This window comes from Candidatus Tumulicola sp. (genome assembly GCA_036490475.1).
In the GTDB taxonomy this organism is placed as follows: domain Bacteria; phylum Vulcanimicrobiota; class Vulcanimicrobiia; order Vulcanimicrobiales; family Vulcanimicrobiaceae; genus Tumulicola.
Window position 1 is genome coordinate 132329 of record DASXDT010000006.1, and the last position, 16267, is coordinate 148595.

Consider the following 16267-nt stretch of genomic DNA (forward strand, 5'->3'; position numbering starts at 1 on the left):
TATGGGTCGCTATTTCTAGTAACGTGCCGAGACGAGCGAGCGTTCCAGTCTCGATCAAGTCTTGCATACCGGCGGGCGAGGCCCCTATGGAGTTTTGCCTCCGGACGCCCTGGAATCGCGTTTTACGCGTGCGCGGCGACGGCGAACGGATCGTCGAAAGTGATTTCGTTGCCTTAAGTCATCCTCTGCACCGGTCGAGCGACCCGCTGCTTCGCGAGGCCGCGGACCAGCTGCGGGCGTATTTTCGCGGCGCCGTGCGGCGCTTCGACCTCCCGTTGCTGCTCAACGGAACCGCGTTACAGTGCGACGCGTGGGCCTGCGTTTCCGAACTCGAGGTCGGCGAATTCGTTTCGTATGCCGACGTCGCGCGTGCGATCGCGCGGCCGGCAGCGCATCGCGGCGTCGCGGCCGCAATGAGCGCTGCACCGCTCGATCTTTTCATACCGGCGCATCGTGTCATTGGAAGCGACGGGCGCGTTCGCGGAGCGCTTCCTGGTTCGATGCGCGCTACGCTCGTCGCGTTCGAACGAGCGACCCTCGCAAAGAAGCAAATTCCAGAAGTTACTGTTTTACCGCGTCGATGATCACGATGCCGCGGCCGCCGAAATCCCGGAGCAGCGATAAGGCGTTAACGGCCGCACCGATCGGCGTGTTAGGATCGGTCGCTTCTGATATCGTAAACCCGGTCTGCCGTTTCGCTTGCTGATCGATCGGGTCACGGAGCGACTGCGGCAGCAACTTGAACTTCCCCACCATGCCCAGCATCGGGCCCGCTTTTGCGTCGAGCGTCTCGGGATCGACGGCCAGCACGACAATTCCGTGCTGTTTTCCGTTTTCGACGCGTTCGAACACTTGGAAGTCGACGCCGAGGTCGCGCGTATGCGAGCGAACCGCTTCGACGGTGTTTCCCGCCAGCGCGTTGTGGTATCCGCCGGGAGGATGCGCGTTGAGATCGCCAAGCCAGGCTTCGAGCGTCGGCATGAAGGCTTGCGTTCCCGCCACGACGTCGTGACCGTCGTAGGTTCCGGCCCCTTGCGTGAAGATCGCGTTATCGCCGACGCCGGGACGTTTGGTAATGGTAGTGTGCCATTGGCGCGCCGACAGGATGGCGGCGCCATCGAACATCGGAAAGTCGACCGGATCGGTGGGGGCCGGTGACGGCTCGCCCGCGCCCGATTGAGTCCCATGATGGCCGCCCGAACATCCGGCGGCGACGGCTATCGCGAATACGATGCCGCGTAAGCGCTTGGAAATCATGACCGCGGCGGCTTCGAGGAGATGCGACAGCGTACCCGTAAGGCTGGATTTTCAGCAACGGAGGTACCATGGCGATTACATCGATCTTGCGCGCGGGCGCCGCGGCACTGTTGTTTTTGGCATGCTCGTCTCCGGCCGTCGCCCTGGCGCCGCATACGCCGGTCTTCATCGATCCTACGGCACCCGTGAACGTCAGCGCCGGTGAAGAGTTCTTCCTTGCGATGCCGTCCAACGCCACGACCGGCTACCAATGGACGCAAACGACGGCGGACGGCACCATCATCGCCTACGAGGGCAACGTCTACGAAGAGCCGTTTCAGTCGCTTCCCGGCGCGGGCGGACAGCAGATATTTATCTATCACGCGAATCGCAGCGGGTCGACCGTCGTGACGCTGATCTACGCGCGGTCATGGGTGCCGAACGACCCGTCGAAGCAAACCGTCACCTTCAACATTACGGTGAAATAAGTGAGCGATTCCGACCCACGCCTGTCGTACGGCTCGTATCTTCAGGTCGGCCCGTTGCTGGGGTTGCAGCGGCCGCTATCAGAGCCGGCACACCATGACGAGTTGTTGTTCATCGTTATCCATCAAGTGTACGAACTCTGGTTCAAACAGATCTTACACGAGCTCGACGCCGCAATGCGATCGATCGACGCGGACGATTTATTGCGCACGTCCAAGCGCTTCCGCCGCATCGACGCGATCCAGCGGCTGTTGGAACAACAAATCGATGTGCTCGAAACGATGACCCCGCAAGAGTTCAACCAATTTCGCGATAACCTCAATCCGGCCAGCGGCTTTCAATCGGTTCAGTTTCGAGAGATCGAGTTCGCGAGCGGATTGCAACGTCCCAACATTTTAAGCCAGATCGAACTCGATCCGGAGCAGCGGGAGCGACTGGAGCGGCGGATGGCCGAACCGACGCTCTACGATCGCGCGAAAAGCCTCTTACGACGTCGCGGCTTCGCCGTCGATACGCACGACCGGCTGCTCGAAACGTTCCATACGATTTACACGCGCGAAGACCAGTATTACGATCTGTATCTTTTTCTTGAGGAATTGATCGAGTTCGACGAGCGGCTGTTGCTGTGGCGAGGCCGCCACGTTCGAATGGTCGAGCGTATGATCGGGGCGAAGACGGGTACCGGGGGTTCGTCGGGAGCGGCCTACCTGACTCGAACGCTCGAGACCAAACTATTTCCCGAACTATGGGAAGTTCGCACGACGCTCGGCGGTTCGCCGGCGTACGCTTAAGGAACGCGATGACGACGACAGTTACCAAAGCGCTCGAACGCGAGCATTTCCCGATCCTCGACGATTCGACGTATCTTGTCAGCCACTCGATGGGCGCTGCACCGCTAGGCGCGAAAGCGGCGCTCGAATCGTATTGGAACGAGTGGGCCGCAGAAGGCCCCGAAGCCTGGGAAAAGTGGCTTCCACGCATCGCAGAGACCGCCGACGGAATCGGCAGGCTGATCGGTGCGCCGGACGGCAGCGTCTTTTTGGGCCCGAACGTTTCGTCGTTTCAAGCCGCGCTCGCGACCTGCATTCCGCTGCAAGGCGAACGCAACGAAGTGCTGTACGAATCGCTGCAATTTCCGTCGCTCACCTACGTATGGAGCGAGTGGAAACGGTTCGGCGCCGTCATCAAGACGGTCGACTCGTCCGACGGCCGCACCATTCCAACCGAACGCATCGTCGATGCGATCACCGAGCGCACCGCAATCGCGGTGCTGTCGCACGCGTACTACGTTTCGGGGGCGATTGCCGACGTTCGAACAATTCAGCGCCGGTGTCGCGAGGTCGGCGCGCTCTTGTGCGTCGACGCGTATCAAACGACCGGCATCTATCCGTACGACGCCACCGAATGGGATCTCGACATCGTCACCGGTGGTTCGCATAAGTGGTTGTGCGGCGGCCCCGGCTGTGGATGGCTGTACGTCAAACCCGCCCTGCTGGACCGCTTTCGTCCGGCCGTGACCGGCTGGATGGCACACGCGCGGCCGTTTGCATTCGAACCCGCTCCGATCGACTACGCGCCGACGATGTACCGCTTCGGCAACGGAACGCCGACGATTCCAGGGTACGTGGCCGCCAAAGCCGGACACGACCTCATTCACCGAGTCGGAGTGGCACGGATTCGGGAACACAACGTACGACTGACGACGATGCTAGCCGGCATGGCGCTCGAGCGCGGCTTGCGCGTCAACACGCCGCTCGAGCCGGAGCGCCGCACCGGATGGATCGGCATCGATTTCGACGATTCCGAACGAGTCTGCCGCGCCCTCATCGAGCGACGCGTCTTCGTCGATTACCGGCCTGGTTGCGGGATCCGCGTCAGTCCGCACTTCTACACGACCGACGCAGAAATCGACGACTTTTTCGAAACGCTCGACGACCTGCGCTGAAACTTTCGCGGCCGTAGCGCGGTCGCACGTGTGCCGTGATCGTCGATCATCGTAACCCCGGCGCCGCTTTCCGGCGCCTTTCGTTGCCCGTTGCCGCCCAATTGGTCGGCGATCAACTTTTGGGCATCGTCGACACGATCGTGATCGGTAGCTTAGGTGCCGTCGCACTCGCCGGCGCTACGGCAGCAAACGTCACGTTTCTGGTGATCGTCTTCTCGGTGTTCGGATTGTTGAGCGGCACGGCGATCGTCGCCGCGCAACGCATCGGTGCCGGCGATATCGATGGATTCGCGTTGACGGTGCGGTCCGGTGCATTGATCCCGTTGCTCTGCGGCACCGGTTACCTATTGTTAGCGTTCGTGGGCGCGCAACCGGTGATCCATTTGCTGGTCGGGCATCTGCCCAGCGCAGACGCGAGCGCGACCTACTTGATGCTACGCTGCGCGTCGATCATACCGATCGCGATTTCGGGCACCTCGATCGTCGGATTGTCCGCGGCCGGAAACCGCATTCTGGGCGTGCTGGTGCTCTTGACGATCAATCTCGTCCACATTCCCTTGGTTCTGGTGCTCGCGCTGGGTTGGTGGACGCATCACCCATACGGCATCGTCGGAGCGGGGGTATCCTCGCTGCTGTCGGAAACGGTCGGAATGATCTGCGCGGTCGTCTATGTTGCGGCCAAACCTTCATACAAAATATTCGCTCGCGCTCGCATTTCGGTTTCGGAGGCGTTGCGTTGCGCGCGCATCGGATTACCCGAATCGATCTTCTTAGTCGGCGTGATGCTCCCGGACGTCGTCATCGTCGCGATGTTGGCGCCGCTCGGGCCCACGATCGTTTCCGCATTCCGCGCTCTAAACGTCGTATCTGACTTGACCTTGGCATTGCCGTTACCGCTGCAGCAAGCGGCACAAACGGTCATCGGACAACGCCTCGGCGCCGGCGATCCCGATGGCGCGCGTTGGTTCCTGTTGCGTGCCCAACGGTTCGCGACGGTGCTCGGTTTTGCGGGCGGAGCGATCGCCGCAGCGTTCGCGTGGCCGTTGGCATTCGCGTTCACCTTGAACGCGACCGTGGCAAGCATTGCCGCACTGCCGCTAGCGTTACATATGATCACGCTTCCGCTCAAAGGATGGGCCATGGTTTCTCTCGCGCCGATCAGAGCTGCCGGCGATACGCAGTTTTCTATGGCGATCGGTTTGGCGTGTAGCGCTTTGGTCATTCCGTTTGCCTGGTTCGGTATCGAACGGTTGCATATCGGGTTGTACGCGATTCCGCTCGGCTGGATCGCAGCGTGGGTAGTACGCGCGGTCTGGACCCAGATCAAACTCCGCGACGGCGAGTGGGCGCGCCGGCCGCGCCTAGCGGTGTAGGGCGTGTCGATGCTACGGTTCGGAGTCGCAACCGCAGACCATCAGTGCGAAGCCTACGACGGAAACGACGACGTGCGGGACGTGTGGGAACGCGTGCGAGCGTTAGTGCCTCGCGGTAAAGCCACCGATTTCTGGAATCGCTACGGCGAAGATGTCGAGCTCGCGAAAAGCCTCGGCTGCACGGCATTTCGACTTTCCCTGTCGTGGGCGCGGCTCGAACCGCAGCCCGGCGTTTGGAATGACGAATCGTTCGCACATTACCGCGACGTGTTGCAATCGATTCGCGCAGCCGGAATGTCGGCCATCGTCACGCTCGTCCACAATACGTGGCCGTTGCACGTGCAAGCCGCCGGCGGAGGCGCGGGACCGCTCGACGCGGAGTTTCCCAACCGTGTTACGGCCTTTGCGACCGAGGTCGCGCAACGCCTCGGCGACCTGATCGACGACTACGTAACGCTCAACGAGCCGAACCAGCTGGTGTACGGCTGGATCAAAGGTTTCTGGATGCCCGCCTACGCGATGCCGCCCGGACAGCCGCCGTATCAAACCGGCGACGAACAGATGGACGACGTCTTGATCCTTATTCCGAACCTGTTTCGCGCACACGCCAAGGCGCGCGATGCGATTCGCGCGATCCGCCCAACCGCACGCGTCGGCACGAATCCGCTGGTGTTGGGATTGCCGCAATGGTTGCAGCGTTGGGTCGACCGCAACGCCACGCACCTCCGTTCGCCCAACGACGCCAAGCGCCAAGCGGCGCGCATCGCGCAGTCCGCGATTGCCGAAGGCGGACGAGTGGATTGCTCGATCGCCCAGTTGACGCTAACCCGGCAGCGAGAGCAGCACGCGTTCTTCTCGGAGCCGTACTTTTGCACGCATCTCGCGGCGCTGCACGCGGCAACGCTCTCGCTACCCGACACGCAAACCTGGCGCGCGAACGTCGGCGTCGTTTCGCAGACGCTGACGGCCGACATCGTCGGCGGCTGGTTTCCGGCTGCGACCGTCTGCTATTTCGAATCGATGGAAGCGGCGGTCGCAGCGCTCCGTGCGGAAACGGTCGACGCTGTTTTCGACGACGAAGCGATGCTACGGGCGTTCGTGGATGGCGGCTTTTCGTCGACCCGGTTGCCCAGTTCCGAGCAGTATTTCGCCGTCGCGATGGCGCTCGGAAGCCGAACGCTGCTCAACATCGCGGACCGAGCGATTCGCGATCTGCGAGCGCAACGTTCGGATATCCCGAACGCGCGCAATCGGAAAACGATCGCACACCTGGGCGATGGCGACGCACGCGCAGATGCTTCGAACGTGGCCGTACCCGACATGGACCGGTCGATCGAACGGATTCGCAAGCGCGGCGTGCTGCGCGTCGGCGTACATCCGGGCGTTCCCGGCTTATGCGAACTGGTCAAGTCGGCGACGAAGCCCTCGGAACGGTATAGCGGATTGGAACCGCAGGTCGCGCGCGCCATCGCGAAGCGTATTTTCGGAGATCCGGATCGCGTGCGGTTCGTCGAAGTCGGGGGCGCCCAGCGGCTGCAAGCGACGCGCTCGTGGGTCCATACGATCTTTGCGTTTCGCAAGAGCATCGCCATCTTCGGAACGCTCCTCGGAACGAATTGGTGGAACCTGGGTATGGCCGGCAAGCTGCCCGGCTTTCTGTGTCCACCAGAATGTGTCGGCACGCTCGATTTTGTCGGCCTGGATTATTATTGGGGCGTGCCGTCTATTTGGCCGTCGCAACTGCACCGCCTCAGTGCTGCGGCGGATTTTCAATATGCGAACGCGCCGGTATGGCCGAGCGCACTCGATTCAATTCTCACCCAGGCCACACGCGACTTTCCGGGCAAGCCGATTTTCATCATCGAAAACGGATGCGTCGCCCGCGCGGCGGGCTTCAGTCGCGCCGACTATCTCCGCGCGCACGTCGAACAAGTGCGACGATCGGTCGAACGCGGCGCGCCGGTTGAAGCGTATCTCTGCTGGAGCATCACGTCGAACCGAGAGTGGGGTTTGCCGTTCGACGACGGCAGCGACTTCGGTTTATATCACATCGATCTCGATACCGATCCCTCTCTCAAGCGCATGCCGACCGAATCCAGCCGCGAGTACGCTTCGCTGATCGTCAGTCAGAAGAGCTAAACACGGTCGCGATCTCGCCGTGTATCCGGCGGTTGGTCGCCAGGATCGACGGCGCGTCTAGGCGAGCGCGTTCTCCGTTGGTTTGTGACACCGTGCCGCCGGCCTCGCGAATCAGCAGCGTCCCTGCGGCGACGTCCCATGGTTTGAGATCGAACTCCCAAAAGCCATCGAACCGGCCGGAGGCGACGAACGCCAGATCCAACGCCGCGCTTCCGTCGCGCCGAACCGCTTGCGCGCGATCCGACATCGCCGCGAACCATTTGCCGTTGCGTGCATAATCGGATGGCTGGAAGCCGGTGCAAACCATCGCGTCGCCAAGACGTTGGACGGTCGAAACCTGGATCGGCGCTCCGTTCAATCGTGCGCCCTCGCCACGACGAGCCGTAAAACACTCGTCGATGGCCGGCGCATAGATGACGCCCGCAAGGAGTTCTCCATCGCGCTCGTAGCCGATCGACACGCAATACAGCGGATATCCGTGCGCGAAGTTGGTCGTTCCGTCCAGCGGATCGACGATCCAGCGCTCTCCCGAGCTGCCCGCTCGCGATCCACTCTCTTCGGCTAAAACGGCGGCGTTCGGAAACGAGCGACACAACCGTTGGAGAACCGCGGACTCGGCGGCGCGGTCGGCGTCGGTCACCAGGTCGCCCCGTCGCCCTTTCTCGCTCACCATTCCCGGGTCGCGAGCATGACGCGAGAGGAGAGCCCCGGCTTCGCGCGCTGCAGTGATCGCGACGTCGAGAGGATCGACCGGCATCTTCGACCGGTTGGACGCGAACGCTCCGCTTCCGCTCGAAGGCGAAGGGCGCTCGTGCTTTCCGGGGTATACTGGGGTCGAGTTACCTCGCTAGGTGAGGCGTCCACGCAACTACACGCCGCTGCCCCGAAACGTCGAGAGACGCCAAGTGGGTGGACCAGACTACGCCGATACAAGGCGATGTCTAACGCGGCTACGACCGGCAAAGCCTTCGGGCTTCGGTTTCGACGGTGCGTGGTGTCAAAGCTCGGTGCGAATGGGGTGCGAAATGGCGTTCACGCAGGGATTTATCTCTGATTTGGTCGGTCGGCGAGCGACCGTCAATGATTTAACGATCGGCAAAGTTGCCGATTTTCTCATCACTAGTCCGGACGACGCTTTTCCGCCGATCGACGGATTGGTGATTAAAACTGCGCGCGGTTTGCGCTTTGCACCGATGGACACCGTGGCCGACGTCGACCGAAACGGAACGGTGGCGTTGACCGTCACACCCGACAAAGCCGCGCCCAGCGACGACGAGCGCCTCTATCTGGTTGCCGACCTGCTCGATAAGCAGATCGTCGACGTGAACGGCCGTAAGGTCGTGCGCATCAACGACATCGAGGTCGCCGATACCGGCGGCCGTTTGCGCGTGTTGGCTGCCGATGTCGGCGTCGGTGGACTGCTGCGGCGATTGGGGCTGCGCTCGCTCGGACGGCGAGTAACGCCGGTTAACGCGCCAGGGATGCCGAATTCGATGATCGCGTGGAGTGCGGTCTCACCCATCCGCGAAGCGAATCCGGCCAACGTGCGGCTTTCGGTGACGCAAAACCGGCTCGCCCGGCTGCATCCGTCGGAACTGGCCGAAATCATCAGCGAACTTTCGGCGCGCGAAGCCGCCGCGGTCGTAGGACAGCTCGACGACGAGACTGCCGCCGACGCGTTCGAACATCTCGACGTCGAGAAGCAAAAGACGATCATCGGCGATATCGGTACCGAGCGTGCCGCCGACATCATCGAAGAGATGGATGCCGACGATGCCGCCGATCTTCTCGGCGAGCTGCCCGCGGAACGGCAATCCGAGCTGCTGGCGGAGATGAACGATTACACCGCCGGTGAGCTGCGCGAACTCGTCAAGTACGATGAAGATACGGCCGGCGGTCTCATGACCACCGACTTCGTTTGGATTTACCCGCACCGCACCACCGAAGCGACCATCCGCAAGATTCGGGAAATCGCTCCGGCGACGGAGTTCATTTACTATCTTTACGTGCTCGACAAGAACGACCACCTGATGGGAACGATCTCGCTGCGCACCCTGCTGCTGGCGTTGCCGACGGCCTTTATCGACCGCGTCATGAATACCGACGTCGTCAGCGTCGCGGCCGATACGCCGGCCGTCGAAGTGGCCGCGACGATCGCCCGCTACGACCTGTTGGCCGTTCCTGTACTGCGCGACGACGGCACGATGATCGGAATCGTGACGGTCGACGACGCCATCGACGCGATCATGCCAGGCGACGTCGCCAAGAAGCTGCCGCGCTTCACCGCACGCCACCATTCGGTTTCAACCGGTGTCAGCTCCGGTACCTGAAACGGCCGCGTCCGGCCCTCGGCCACGCAAACGTTCGCTCCTAAAATCGCTGATGATCTTCGCGGCGATTTTAGGTCCGGGTTTCATCACGGCCTCGGCCGGCAACGACGTCGGCGGCATTCTGCAATATTCACAAGCCGGTGCGCAATTCGGATACTCGCTGCTGTGGGTGATGATTCCGCTGGCGATCGCGCTGATCGTCGTGCAAGAGATGGCGACGCGCATGGGGACGGTCACCGGCAAAGGCCTCGCTGCACTCGTGCGCGAGAACTTTGGCGTTCGCATTTCCTTCATCGCGATGTTGCTGCTCTTCTTCATCAACACGCTGTTGACGAGTACCGAATTCGCCGGCATCGCCGCAGCGGCCCAGATCTTCGGTATATCGAAGTATCTGGCGGTCCCGGTCGCACTGATCGTCGTGTTTCTCTTCGTATTGCGCTTCGACAACAAAATCGTCGAGCGAACGTTCGTCGTTTTATCCTTGATCTATCTGACGTATATCGGGTCGGCGGTGATGGCACATCCCAACTGGCACGAGGTCGCCCACGGAGCGTTGGTTCCGTCGTTTCCGTTTCGTACGGTCGGTTGGATTGCGGCCGTCGTGGGGTTAATCGGGACCACCATCTCCCCGTACATGCAGTTCTTCCTACAGTCGGCGGTCGTCGAAAAAGGTAGGCGCGCCAACCAGCTGACGGCCGCTCGGATCGACGTCGTGAACGGCTCGGTCCTAGCGATCGTCCTGGCCGGCTTCATGATCATCGCCAATGCTGCCACGATCTATCTCGCGAACCAGCACGGCGCGCACATCGTCGCGAATACCGTGTCGGACTTCGCTGCGGCGCTCAAGCCGCTCGCCGGTGAATCTGCCGCCGTCATCTTCGCGCTCGGCATTTTGAATGCAGGCGTATTTACCGCCGCCGTACTTCCACTCTCCACGTCGTACATTATTTGTGAAGCCCTGGGATTCGAAGCTGCGATCGATCGCACGTTCGAACAGGCGCCGGTCTTCTTCTCACTGTTCGCGGCCGGTCTGGTCGCAGGCGCGGCCATCGTACTGATCCCGAATTTGCCGTTACTGCAGTTGGTGCTGTTCGCCCAAGTACTGCAAGGCATCGTGCTCCCGGCCGAGCTCGTCTTGATGCTCATCATCATCAACCGCACGCACATCATGGGGCGCCACACCAACTCGCCGGTGGCCAACGCGATCGCCTGGACCACCGTCGTGGTCGTCGGATCGTTATCCGTGCTGTATGTGGCCGGACAATTTTTTCCAAGATTGCTTGGGTCGCATTAAATGCAGGCCGGCGATTCCGCCCGTCGACTAGTCGAGCTGGCCGAGGCGATGGCGCAGGCGAGTCATTCCGGCATCGCGTCGATGGCCGGTGAGTTCGCCAAGCGCATCGACTGCGGCATCGTCGTCGAGGACGAGCACCACCGGAGCATTGCAACCATTACCAACGGTTCGCACGATGACGCGCACCGACTGAAAGTCGCCATCGGCAGCGACGCCGATCCGGCCGGCTGGCTGATCGTGCTTCGCTCTAGCACGAATGACGACGCGGCCGGTCTCGACCTGTCGATGCGCGTCGCGGCGGCGGCATTTGCGACGCAATTACGGCGTTCGAACGATCGCACACGGCGAAGCGAGTTCTGGGAACGCTTGTGCGCGGGAGACTATCGCGACGCGCCGTCCGCCCGCGATGACGCGAGCGCATGCGGCGTCACGTTGCGAAACGCCTACACCGCCGTCGCGTTCGAACCCGACCCCGCAACGCCGGCCGACGATCGTCGCGTGGCGCGCGATGCGATCGCCGGAGCCTTTCACCTGGAAGACCCGTCGATCGGAGCCATCGAGGACGCTGGAACGTCGATCGTGTTCGTTCCAACCGAACGCGAGATCGATGCCAGCAACGTTCGAGCGAACGCCGAACTCCTCGCGCGAAACTGCGCGCGCCGTCAGCCGCCGTTGCCGCTATGGGGCGGCGTCGGAACGGTCGAGCCGCCAATGCGCCTGCGCGAGAGCGCCGGCCGCGCACGCGCAGCGCTCGCCATCGCGCGGCGCGTCTTTGCCGAGCCACGCGTGGCGGCCTACGATGCCCTCGGCGCCTATCCGGTGTTGTACTTCGGGGATGTCTCCACGCTGCACGACTTCGCAAAGCGGATCCTCGGGCCGTTGCGCGCCTACGACGAATCGCATCAAACCGAACTCGAACGCACGCTGCGCGTCTACTTCGAAACCGGCGAAAATCTCAAGGTCGCGGCCGGCAAGCTCGACGTTCACCGTCACACCGTCCTCTATCGATTACGGCAGATCGCCGAGATCTGCGCTCTGTCTCTGGAGAACCACCATGACCAACTGGCATTCCGCGTAGCGATGGCGATCGATGCACTCCACACCGCCTGAACGCCGCCGCCCCGCCGGCAAGCGCGACGTGCTCAAACTTGCCACCGAACAAAACGTGCGGTTCGTTCGCCTCGCGTTCGCCGACATTCTCGGCGTCAGTAAGAACGTATCGATTCCCGTTTCAGAACTCGACGACGCGCTCGCCGGCCGCGTTACGTTCGACGGCGGGTCGATCGACGGATTCGTGCGCGGCGAAGAGCTGGATATGCAACTGCGGCCCGATCCGGCGACCTTCGCGATCTACCCGTGGTCGAGCGGCGAAGGGCGCGAAGCACGGTTGATCTGCGACATCGCGATGCCGGACGGAACGCCCTTCGAAGGCTGCCCGCGCACCACGCTTCGGCGCGCGCTCGAAGCGTCGGGAAGTTTGGCGAGCGTCCGTGCCGGAGTCGAAGCCGAGTTCTTCTTGTTCGCGCATCGCGCCGACGACGAAGCCTCGACCGCAACGGTCGACGTCGGTTCGTACTTCGATTTCTTGCCCAACGATCGCGGCGAAGACGCACGCAACGCGATCGTCGCCGCACTCGGTGCGATGGGCGTGCCGGTCGCGTCGGCGCATCACGAGCACGCCCCCGGGCAACACGAGATCGATCTCCGCCACGACGACCCGCTTGCGACAGCCGATCACGTCATGACGTTGCGAACGGTCGCCAAACACGTCGCGGCCGGCTTCGGACTCGATGCAACGTTTATGCCCAAGCCGCTCGAAGATCGCGCCGGCAACGGCCTGCACGTCGACTTCCGTCTCGACGATCGATTCGACGCAGACTCCGCGTCGCACGTCGTGGGCGGTTTATTGGCGCACGCGCCGGCGGCGACGGCAGTCTGCAATCCGACCGTTAACTCGTACAAGCGATTGGTCGCAGCGTGGGACGCGCCCATCTATACCGTCTGGTCGGAGCGCAGCGCAAACGCGATGGTCCGGGTGCCGCCTGGCCAGAGCCCACCACGCGTCGAGATGCGCAGCCCCGATCCAGCCTGCAATCCGTATCTCGCGTTGGCGGTGCTGATCGGGGCGGCCGCCGACGGTATCCGGCAACGAACGCTGGCCGGACCGCCGTTTTCGGGTTCGACCTACGATCTTGACGAACGCAAACGCCGCGAATTCGGCATCGGGATTCTTCCGAAATCGCTGCGACAGGCGATCGACGAGCTGGATCGCGATCCGGTGGTGCGAGCCGCGCTCGGCGATCACATCTACCACGCGTTTCGAGAGGCAAAACTTGCCGAATACGAACGCTATCGCCGCGCCGTGCACCCGTGGGAGCGCGAACGCTACTTGCGCCTCTACTGATTGGCGCGAAGTTCGCGCGCGGCCGTCTGCAACCGGCCCCACAACCGCTCGACGTCGTCGCGCGTGGTACGCAAGTTGCCGATCGCAACGCGGATCGCGTACCGCCCTCGCAACTTCGTATGTGAGATAAATCCTTCACCGCTGGCATTCACGGCATCTAATACTCGCTCGTTGAACGCGTTACGCTCGTTCTCGGGTGTGCCGCAATAGCGAAAACAGACGACCGATAGTGGATGCGGGGCGAGCAACTCCCAATCGTCGCTCGCTTCGATCCGAGCAGCGAATTGCTGCGCCAACGCGACGTGCTCGCGCAACAAGGCGCGAATGCCTTCGACCCCGAGGCGACGTAGCACGAACCACAGTTTGAGCGCACGAAACCGCCGTCCTAGCTGCAATCCATAATCCATGTAGTTCACGACGTCCGTCTCCGGCGTCGTGAGATATTCCGGAACCAAGCTAAACGCTTGCCGCACCATCGACTCGTCCTTGACGAACAACACCGACAAATCCATCGGAACGAAGAGCCATTTGTGCGGATTAACCACGAACGAGTCGGCGCGTTCGGCACCGCGTAATAGCCCTCGCAACTCGGGAACCGCACCGGCGTTACCGGCGTACGCCGCGTCGGCGTGCAACCAAATTCCAAAGCGCTCCGCGATATCGGCGATGTCGTCGAGCGGATCGAACGATGTGGTCGACGTCGTACCGGCGGTTGCAACGATTGCGAGCGGCCGCATTCCCGCGGCGATGTCGGCCGCAATTCGCCGTTCGAGTTCGCGAGCATCCATCGAAAAATTTGCGTCCGACGGAATTTGCACGACGTTATCTTGGCCGATTCCCAGCGCGATTGCGGCTTTCTCGACGTGCGAATGCGTTTGATCGCTGATATACACGCGCAATCGCGGCAGGTCGCGTCCGGTCATACCCAGCCGGCGCACGTCGAGGCCGAGCGCCTCACGGGCGGCCGCCAGCGCGGTGAAGCCGGCAATCGACGCCGTGTCGTAGATAATGCCCGTCCAATCGGCCGGCAGTCCGAGCAGATCGGCCAGCCATCGCATCGTTACCTGTTCGAGTTCGGTGGCAGCGGGCGACGTGCGCCACAGCATCGCTTTCACGTCGAGCGTGGCGGCTAGCGCTTCGGCTGCGACGGCGCTGGGTTCGGCGCTGGTCGCGAAATAGGCGAAAAAGCGCGGATGATTCCAGTGTGTCGTCGCGGGGACGATGATTTCTTTAAAATCGTGGAAGATACGCTCGAACGATTCGCCGTGCTCCGGCGGGCGCTCGGGCAACCGTGCCGTCACATCGCCGGGGCGCACCGCAGGAAGGACGCGATACTCTTCGGGGTTAGCATAATACTCGGCGATCCAACGACCGACCGATGCGAAGTCGCGTTCGAGCGAATCGAATCCGTTCATGCGCTATGGGTTGGCGACGCGCGCGCAGAACGCCCGTTCCCGTGAACCATCGATCCGTCGTTTCGTCCGATGCGCCGTCGCCGATCGGACCCTATAGTCAAGCCATCGTTTCCGGGCAAGACGTGTTCTGCAGCGGGCAGATCCCCCTCGACCCGCAGACCGGCAATATCGTCGAAGGCGATATCGCGGCGCAAACACAACGCGTGCTCGACAATTTGCAGGCCGTACTGGTTGCTGCCGGGGCGAGCTTCGACGACGTCGTAAAAACGACGATCTTTCTTATCGATATGGGTGACTTCTCGGCCGTAAACGCTGCGTACGAACGTGCTTTCGGGCGGGCAAAGCCCGCCCGATCGACGGTAGCGGTAGCGGCGTTACCGCGCGGCGCGCGTGTCGAGATCGACTGTATCGCGCGCCTGAAAAACGCCTAGACGAAGCCCTCTAGGGAACGGTTTGCGTCGAAGCCGTACGTAGTTTGGCAGTTTCTTCGGAGGCCATGCGCGCGACGTCAGGATCGAGCGATTGTTTCGCTGCGGCCAGCTGCGTGAGGGCCAGCGAGTTATTGCCTTGCGCGGCGTAGGCCAGCGCCAGCAAGTAGCGGATACGCCCGTCCGAAGGAGCTGCTGCGATTCCACGAAGCAGCGCCGATTGCGCGAGCGGGTACAGTGCATTGTGCTCGTAGTCGATACCGAGGTCCACGTATGCTTCGGGCAGATAGGGTCCCACGACCGTCGCTTGCACGTAGTATTGCACGGCACGCTTCCAGTCGCCGTTGCGGTCGGCTAAGAAACCGAAGTTGACGAGCGCTTCGGGGCGTTCCGGTTCGAGTTGCCGGGCGCGCGCGAGCGAGGGCTTCGCCGAATCGCCGTCGCCCGATTCTAAGAACGCAGCGCCGAGGTTATTCGTGCAGCTGTAGTTGGTGTTATCGATCGACAGGCACTTGCGGAAATAGGTGACCGCATCGGCGTAATCGCGCGTATCGAAATAGGCGAGTCCGACGCCGTTGAGCGCAGTCAACGATTGGGGATCGCTATCGAGCGCGCGTTTGAAAAACGCGAGCGCTTCGACCGGACGGTGCAGCGTCGCATAGATTTGCCCGACTTCGGCTTGAATGTTGGCGTCGGTCGGTTCGCTGGCGGCGAGCTGTTCCATCTGCGTTTGGTAGGCGTTGAGATCGCCTTTACGCTGATGCATCGCGACCAGGTCGCCGACAGAATCGGTTCCGGGTAGCGCCGCATTGAACTGCGCGATTGCATCGTCGACGCGATTTTCGGTCGCATATACGACACCGAGCCGGTTATGCGTCTCTTTATCGGTCGGCATATGTTGCAGAATGTGCAAATACACCACTTCGGCTTTGTCGAGTCGGCCTTGGCGATAATATAAATCGCCGAGGAATCGTTCGGGTGAGGCTTCGCCCGGATGCGACACAACGTAGGTCTCGAGGCCTTTGACCGCCCCGGCGAGGTCGCCGGCGGCGATACGCTCGCGGGCCGCGTGTATGGCTCCTTGCGGGTCGGACACGAAGATCGGCTCGAAGATCGATGGGTCGTTCACGAGCTTGGTTTGGGCGAAAGCCCGGCCCCCTGCCAGCGCGACCAGCACGAATACGATAACGGCGTATTTTGAAAATCGGCGATTCATG

The 16267-nt window shown here is 62.1% G+C and carries 15 protein-coding genes and 1 riboswitch; of the genes, 11 read left to right on the forward strand and 4 right to left on the reverse strand.

The features are described 5' to 3' along the window. Positions 1-86 precede the first annotated feature (86 nt). Entirely contained in the window at positions 87-584 is a 498-nt protein-coding gene (locus tag VGF98_08255) for a methylated-DNA--[protein]-cysteine S-methyltransferase (protein ID HEY1681610.1), read from the forward strand. Here the strand turns inward: VGF98_08255 and VGF98_08260 are convergent. Next, the gene (locus VGF98_08260) at positions 562-1257 is read right to left on the reverse strand and encodes a hypothetical protein (protein HEY1681611.1); all 696 of its coding nucleotides are present in this window, start codon (positions 1255-1257) and stop codon (positions 562-564) included. The two genes, VGF98_08255 and VGF98_08260, sit on opposite strands and share 23 nt — an antisense overlap. A gap of 68 nt (positions 1258-1325) precedes the next feature. Here VGF98_08260 and VGF98_08265 point away from each other — a divergent pair, with 68 nt between their 5' ends. The 5 genes from VGF98_08265 to VGF98_08285 are packed head-to-tail and all read left to right on the forward strand — an operon-like array spanning position 1326 to position 7179. Continuing rightward, the gene (locus VGF98_08265) at positions 1326-1724 is read left to right on the forward strand and encodes a protease inhibitor I42 family protein (GenBank protein ID HEY1681612.1); all 399 of its coding nucleotides are present in this window, start codon (positions 1326-1328) and stop codon (positions 1722-1724) included. Continuing rightward, positions 1725-2513 (forward strand): tryptophan 2,3-dioxygenase family protein, encoded by a 789-nt coding sequence (locus VGF98_08270; protein ID HEY1681613.1) that lies wholly within the window; start codon positions 1725-1727, stop codon positions 2511-2513. An 8-nt stretch (positions 2514-2521) separates the two neighbouring features. Next, positions 2522-3667, forward strand: coding sequence for an aminotransferase class V-fold PLP-dependent enzyme (locus VGF98_08275; GenBank protein HEY1681614.1), 1146 nt, complete (start codon positions 2522-2524; stop codon positions 3665-3667). 35 nt (positions 3668-3702) lie between these two features. Further along, on the forward strand, positions 3703-5040 hold the full coding sequence (locus VGF98_08280; GenBank protein HEY1681615.1) for an MATE family efflux transporter: 1338 nt from the start codon (positions 3703-3705) through the stop codon (positions 5038-5040). A 9-nt stretch (positions 5041-5049) separates the two neighbouring features. Further along, positions 5050-7179 carry a family 1 glycosylhydrolase gene (locus VGF98_08285; GenBank protein ID HEY1681616.1) on the forward strand — a complete coding sequence of 710 codons (2130 nt, stop codon included), beginning with the start codon at positions 5050-5052 and terminating at the stop codon, positions 7177-7179. Here VGF98_08285 and VGF98_08290 read toward each other — a convergent pair. Further along, entirely contained in the window at positions 7163-7936 is a 774-nt protein-coding gene (locus VGF98_08290) for an inositol monophosphatase family protein (GenBank protein HEY1681617.1), read from the reverse strand. The two genes, VGF98_08285 and VGF98_08290, sit on opposite strands and share 17 nt — an antisense overlap. A 79-nt stretch (positions 7937-8015) precedes the next feature. Continuing rightward, positions 8016-8204, forward strand: a riboswitch (M-box (ykoK) riboswitch). On the opposite strand from VGF98_08290, the gene VGF98_08295 reads away from it, so the two are divergent. From VGF98_08295 to VGF98_08310, 4 genes are read left to right on the forward strand one after another with little or no spacing between them, the layout of a single operon-like run. Further along, positions 8205-9509 (forward strand): CBS domain-containing protein, encoded by a 1305-nt coding sequence (locus tag VGF98_08295; GenBank protein ID HEY1681618.1) that lies wholly within the window; start codon positions 8205-8207, stop codon positions 9507-9509. Positions 9510-9561: 52 nt separating this feature from the next. Next, a complete protein-coding gene (locus tag VGF98_08300; GenBank protein HEY1681619.1) occupies positions 9562-10803 on the forward strand; it encodes an Nramp family divalent metal transporter in 1242 nt (413 codons plus the stop codon). Next, on the forward strand, positions 10804-11913 hold the full coding sequence (locus VGF98_08305) for a helix-turn-helix domain-containing protein (protein HEY1681620.1): 1110 nt from the start codon (positions 10804-10806) through the stop codon (positions 11911-11913). Beyond that, on the forward strand, positions 11894-13207 hold the full coding sequence (locus VGF98_08310; protein HEY1681621.1) for a glutamine synthetase family protein: 1314 nt from the start codon (positions 11894-11896) through the stop codon (positions 13205-13207). The genes VGF98_08305 and VGF98_08310 overlap by 20 nt, the downstream gene beginning before the upstream one ends. Here VGF98_08310 and VGF98_08315 read toward each other — a convergent pair. Next, entirely contained in the window at positions 13201-14622 is a 1422-nt protein-coding gene (locus tag VGF98_08315; GenBank protein ID HEY1681622.1) for a pyridoxal-dependent decarboxylase, read from the reverse strand. The genes VGF98_08310 and VGF98_08315 overlap by 7 nt on opposite strands. Positions 14623-14663: 41 nt before the next feature. On the opposite strand from VGF98_08315, the gene VGF98_08320 reads away from it, so the two are divergent. Next, positions 14664-15053 (forward strand): RidA family protein, encoded by a 390-nt coding sequence (locus tag VGF98_08320; protein HEY1681623.1) that lies wholly within the window; start codon positions 14664-14666, stop codon positions 15051-15053. Between the two features lie 10 nt (positions 15054-15063). On the opposite strand, the gene VGF98_08325 is transcribed toward VGF98_08320, so the two are convergent. Further along, a complete protein-coding gene (locus tag VGF98_08325) occupies positions 15064-16266 on the reverse strand; it encodes a tetratricopeptide repeat protein (GenBank protein HEY1681624.1) in 1203 nt (400 codons plus the stop codon). Position 16267 lies beyond the last annotated feature (1 nt).

Bases quoted from the DNA above. Each gene is read 5' to 3' on its own strand.
- VGF98_08255 (HEY1681610.1), top strand. From the start codon at position 87: ATGGAGTTTTGCCTCCGGACGCCCTGGAATCGCGTTTTACGCGTGCGC.
- VGF98_08260 (HEY1681611.1), bottom strand. From the start codon at position 1,257: ATGATTTCCAAGCGCTTACGCGGCATCGTATTCGCGATAGCCGTCGCC.
- VGF98_08265 (HEY1681612.1), top strand. From the start codon at position 1,326: ATGGCGATTACATCGATCTTGCGCGCGGGCGCCGCGGCACTGTTGTTT.
- VGF98_08275 (HEY1681614.1), top strand. From the start codon at position 2,522: ATGACGACGACAGTTACCAAAGCGCTCGAACGCGAGCATTTCCCGATC.
- VGF98_08285 (HEY1681616.1), top strand. From the start codon at position 5,050: ATGCTACGGTTCGGAGTCGCAACCGCAGACCATCAGTGCGAAGCCTAC.
- VGF98_08290 (HEY1681617.1), bottom strand. From the start codon at position 7,936: ATGCCGGTCGATCCTCTCGACGTCGCGATCACTGCAGCGCGCGAAGCC.
- VGF98_08295 (HEY1681618.1), top strand. From the start codon at position 8,205: ATGGCGTTCACGCAGGGATTTATCTCTGATTTGGTCGGTCGGCGAGCG.
- VGF98_08300 (HEY1681619.1), top strand. From the start codon at position 9,562: ATGATCTTCGCGGCGATTTTAGGTCCGGGTTTCATCACGGCCTCGGCC.
- VGF98_08305 (HEY1681620.1), top strand. From the start codon at position 10,804: ATGCAGGCCGGCGATTCCGCCCGTCGACTAGTCGAGCTGGCCGAGGCG.
- VGF98_08310 (HEY1681621.1), top strand. From the start codon at position 11,894: ATGCACTCCACACCGCCTGAACGCCGCCGCCCCGCCGGCAAGCGCGAC.
- VGF98_08315 (HEY1681622.1), bottom strand. From the start codon at position 14,622: ATGAACGGATTCGATTCGCTCGAACGCGACTTCGCATCGGTCGGTCGT.
- VGF98_08325 (HEY1681624.1), bottom strand. From the start codon at position 16,266: ATGAATCGCCGATTTTCAAAATACGCCGTTATCGTATTCGTGCTGGTC.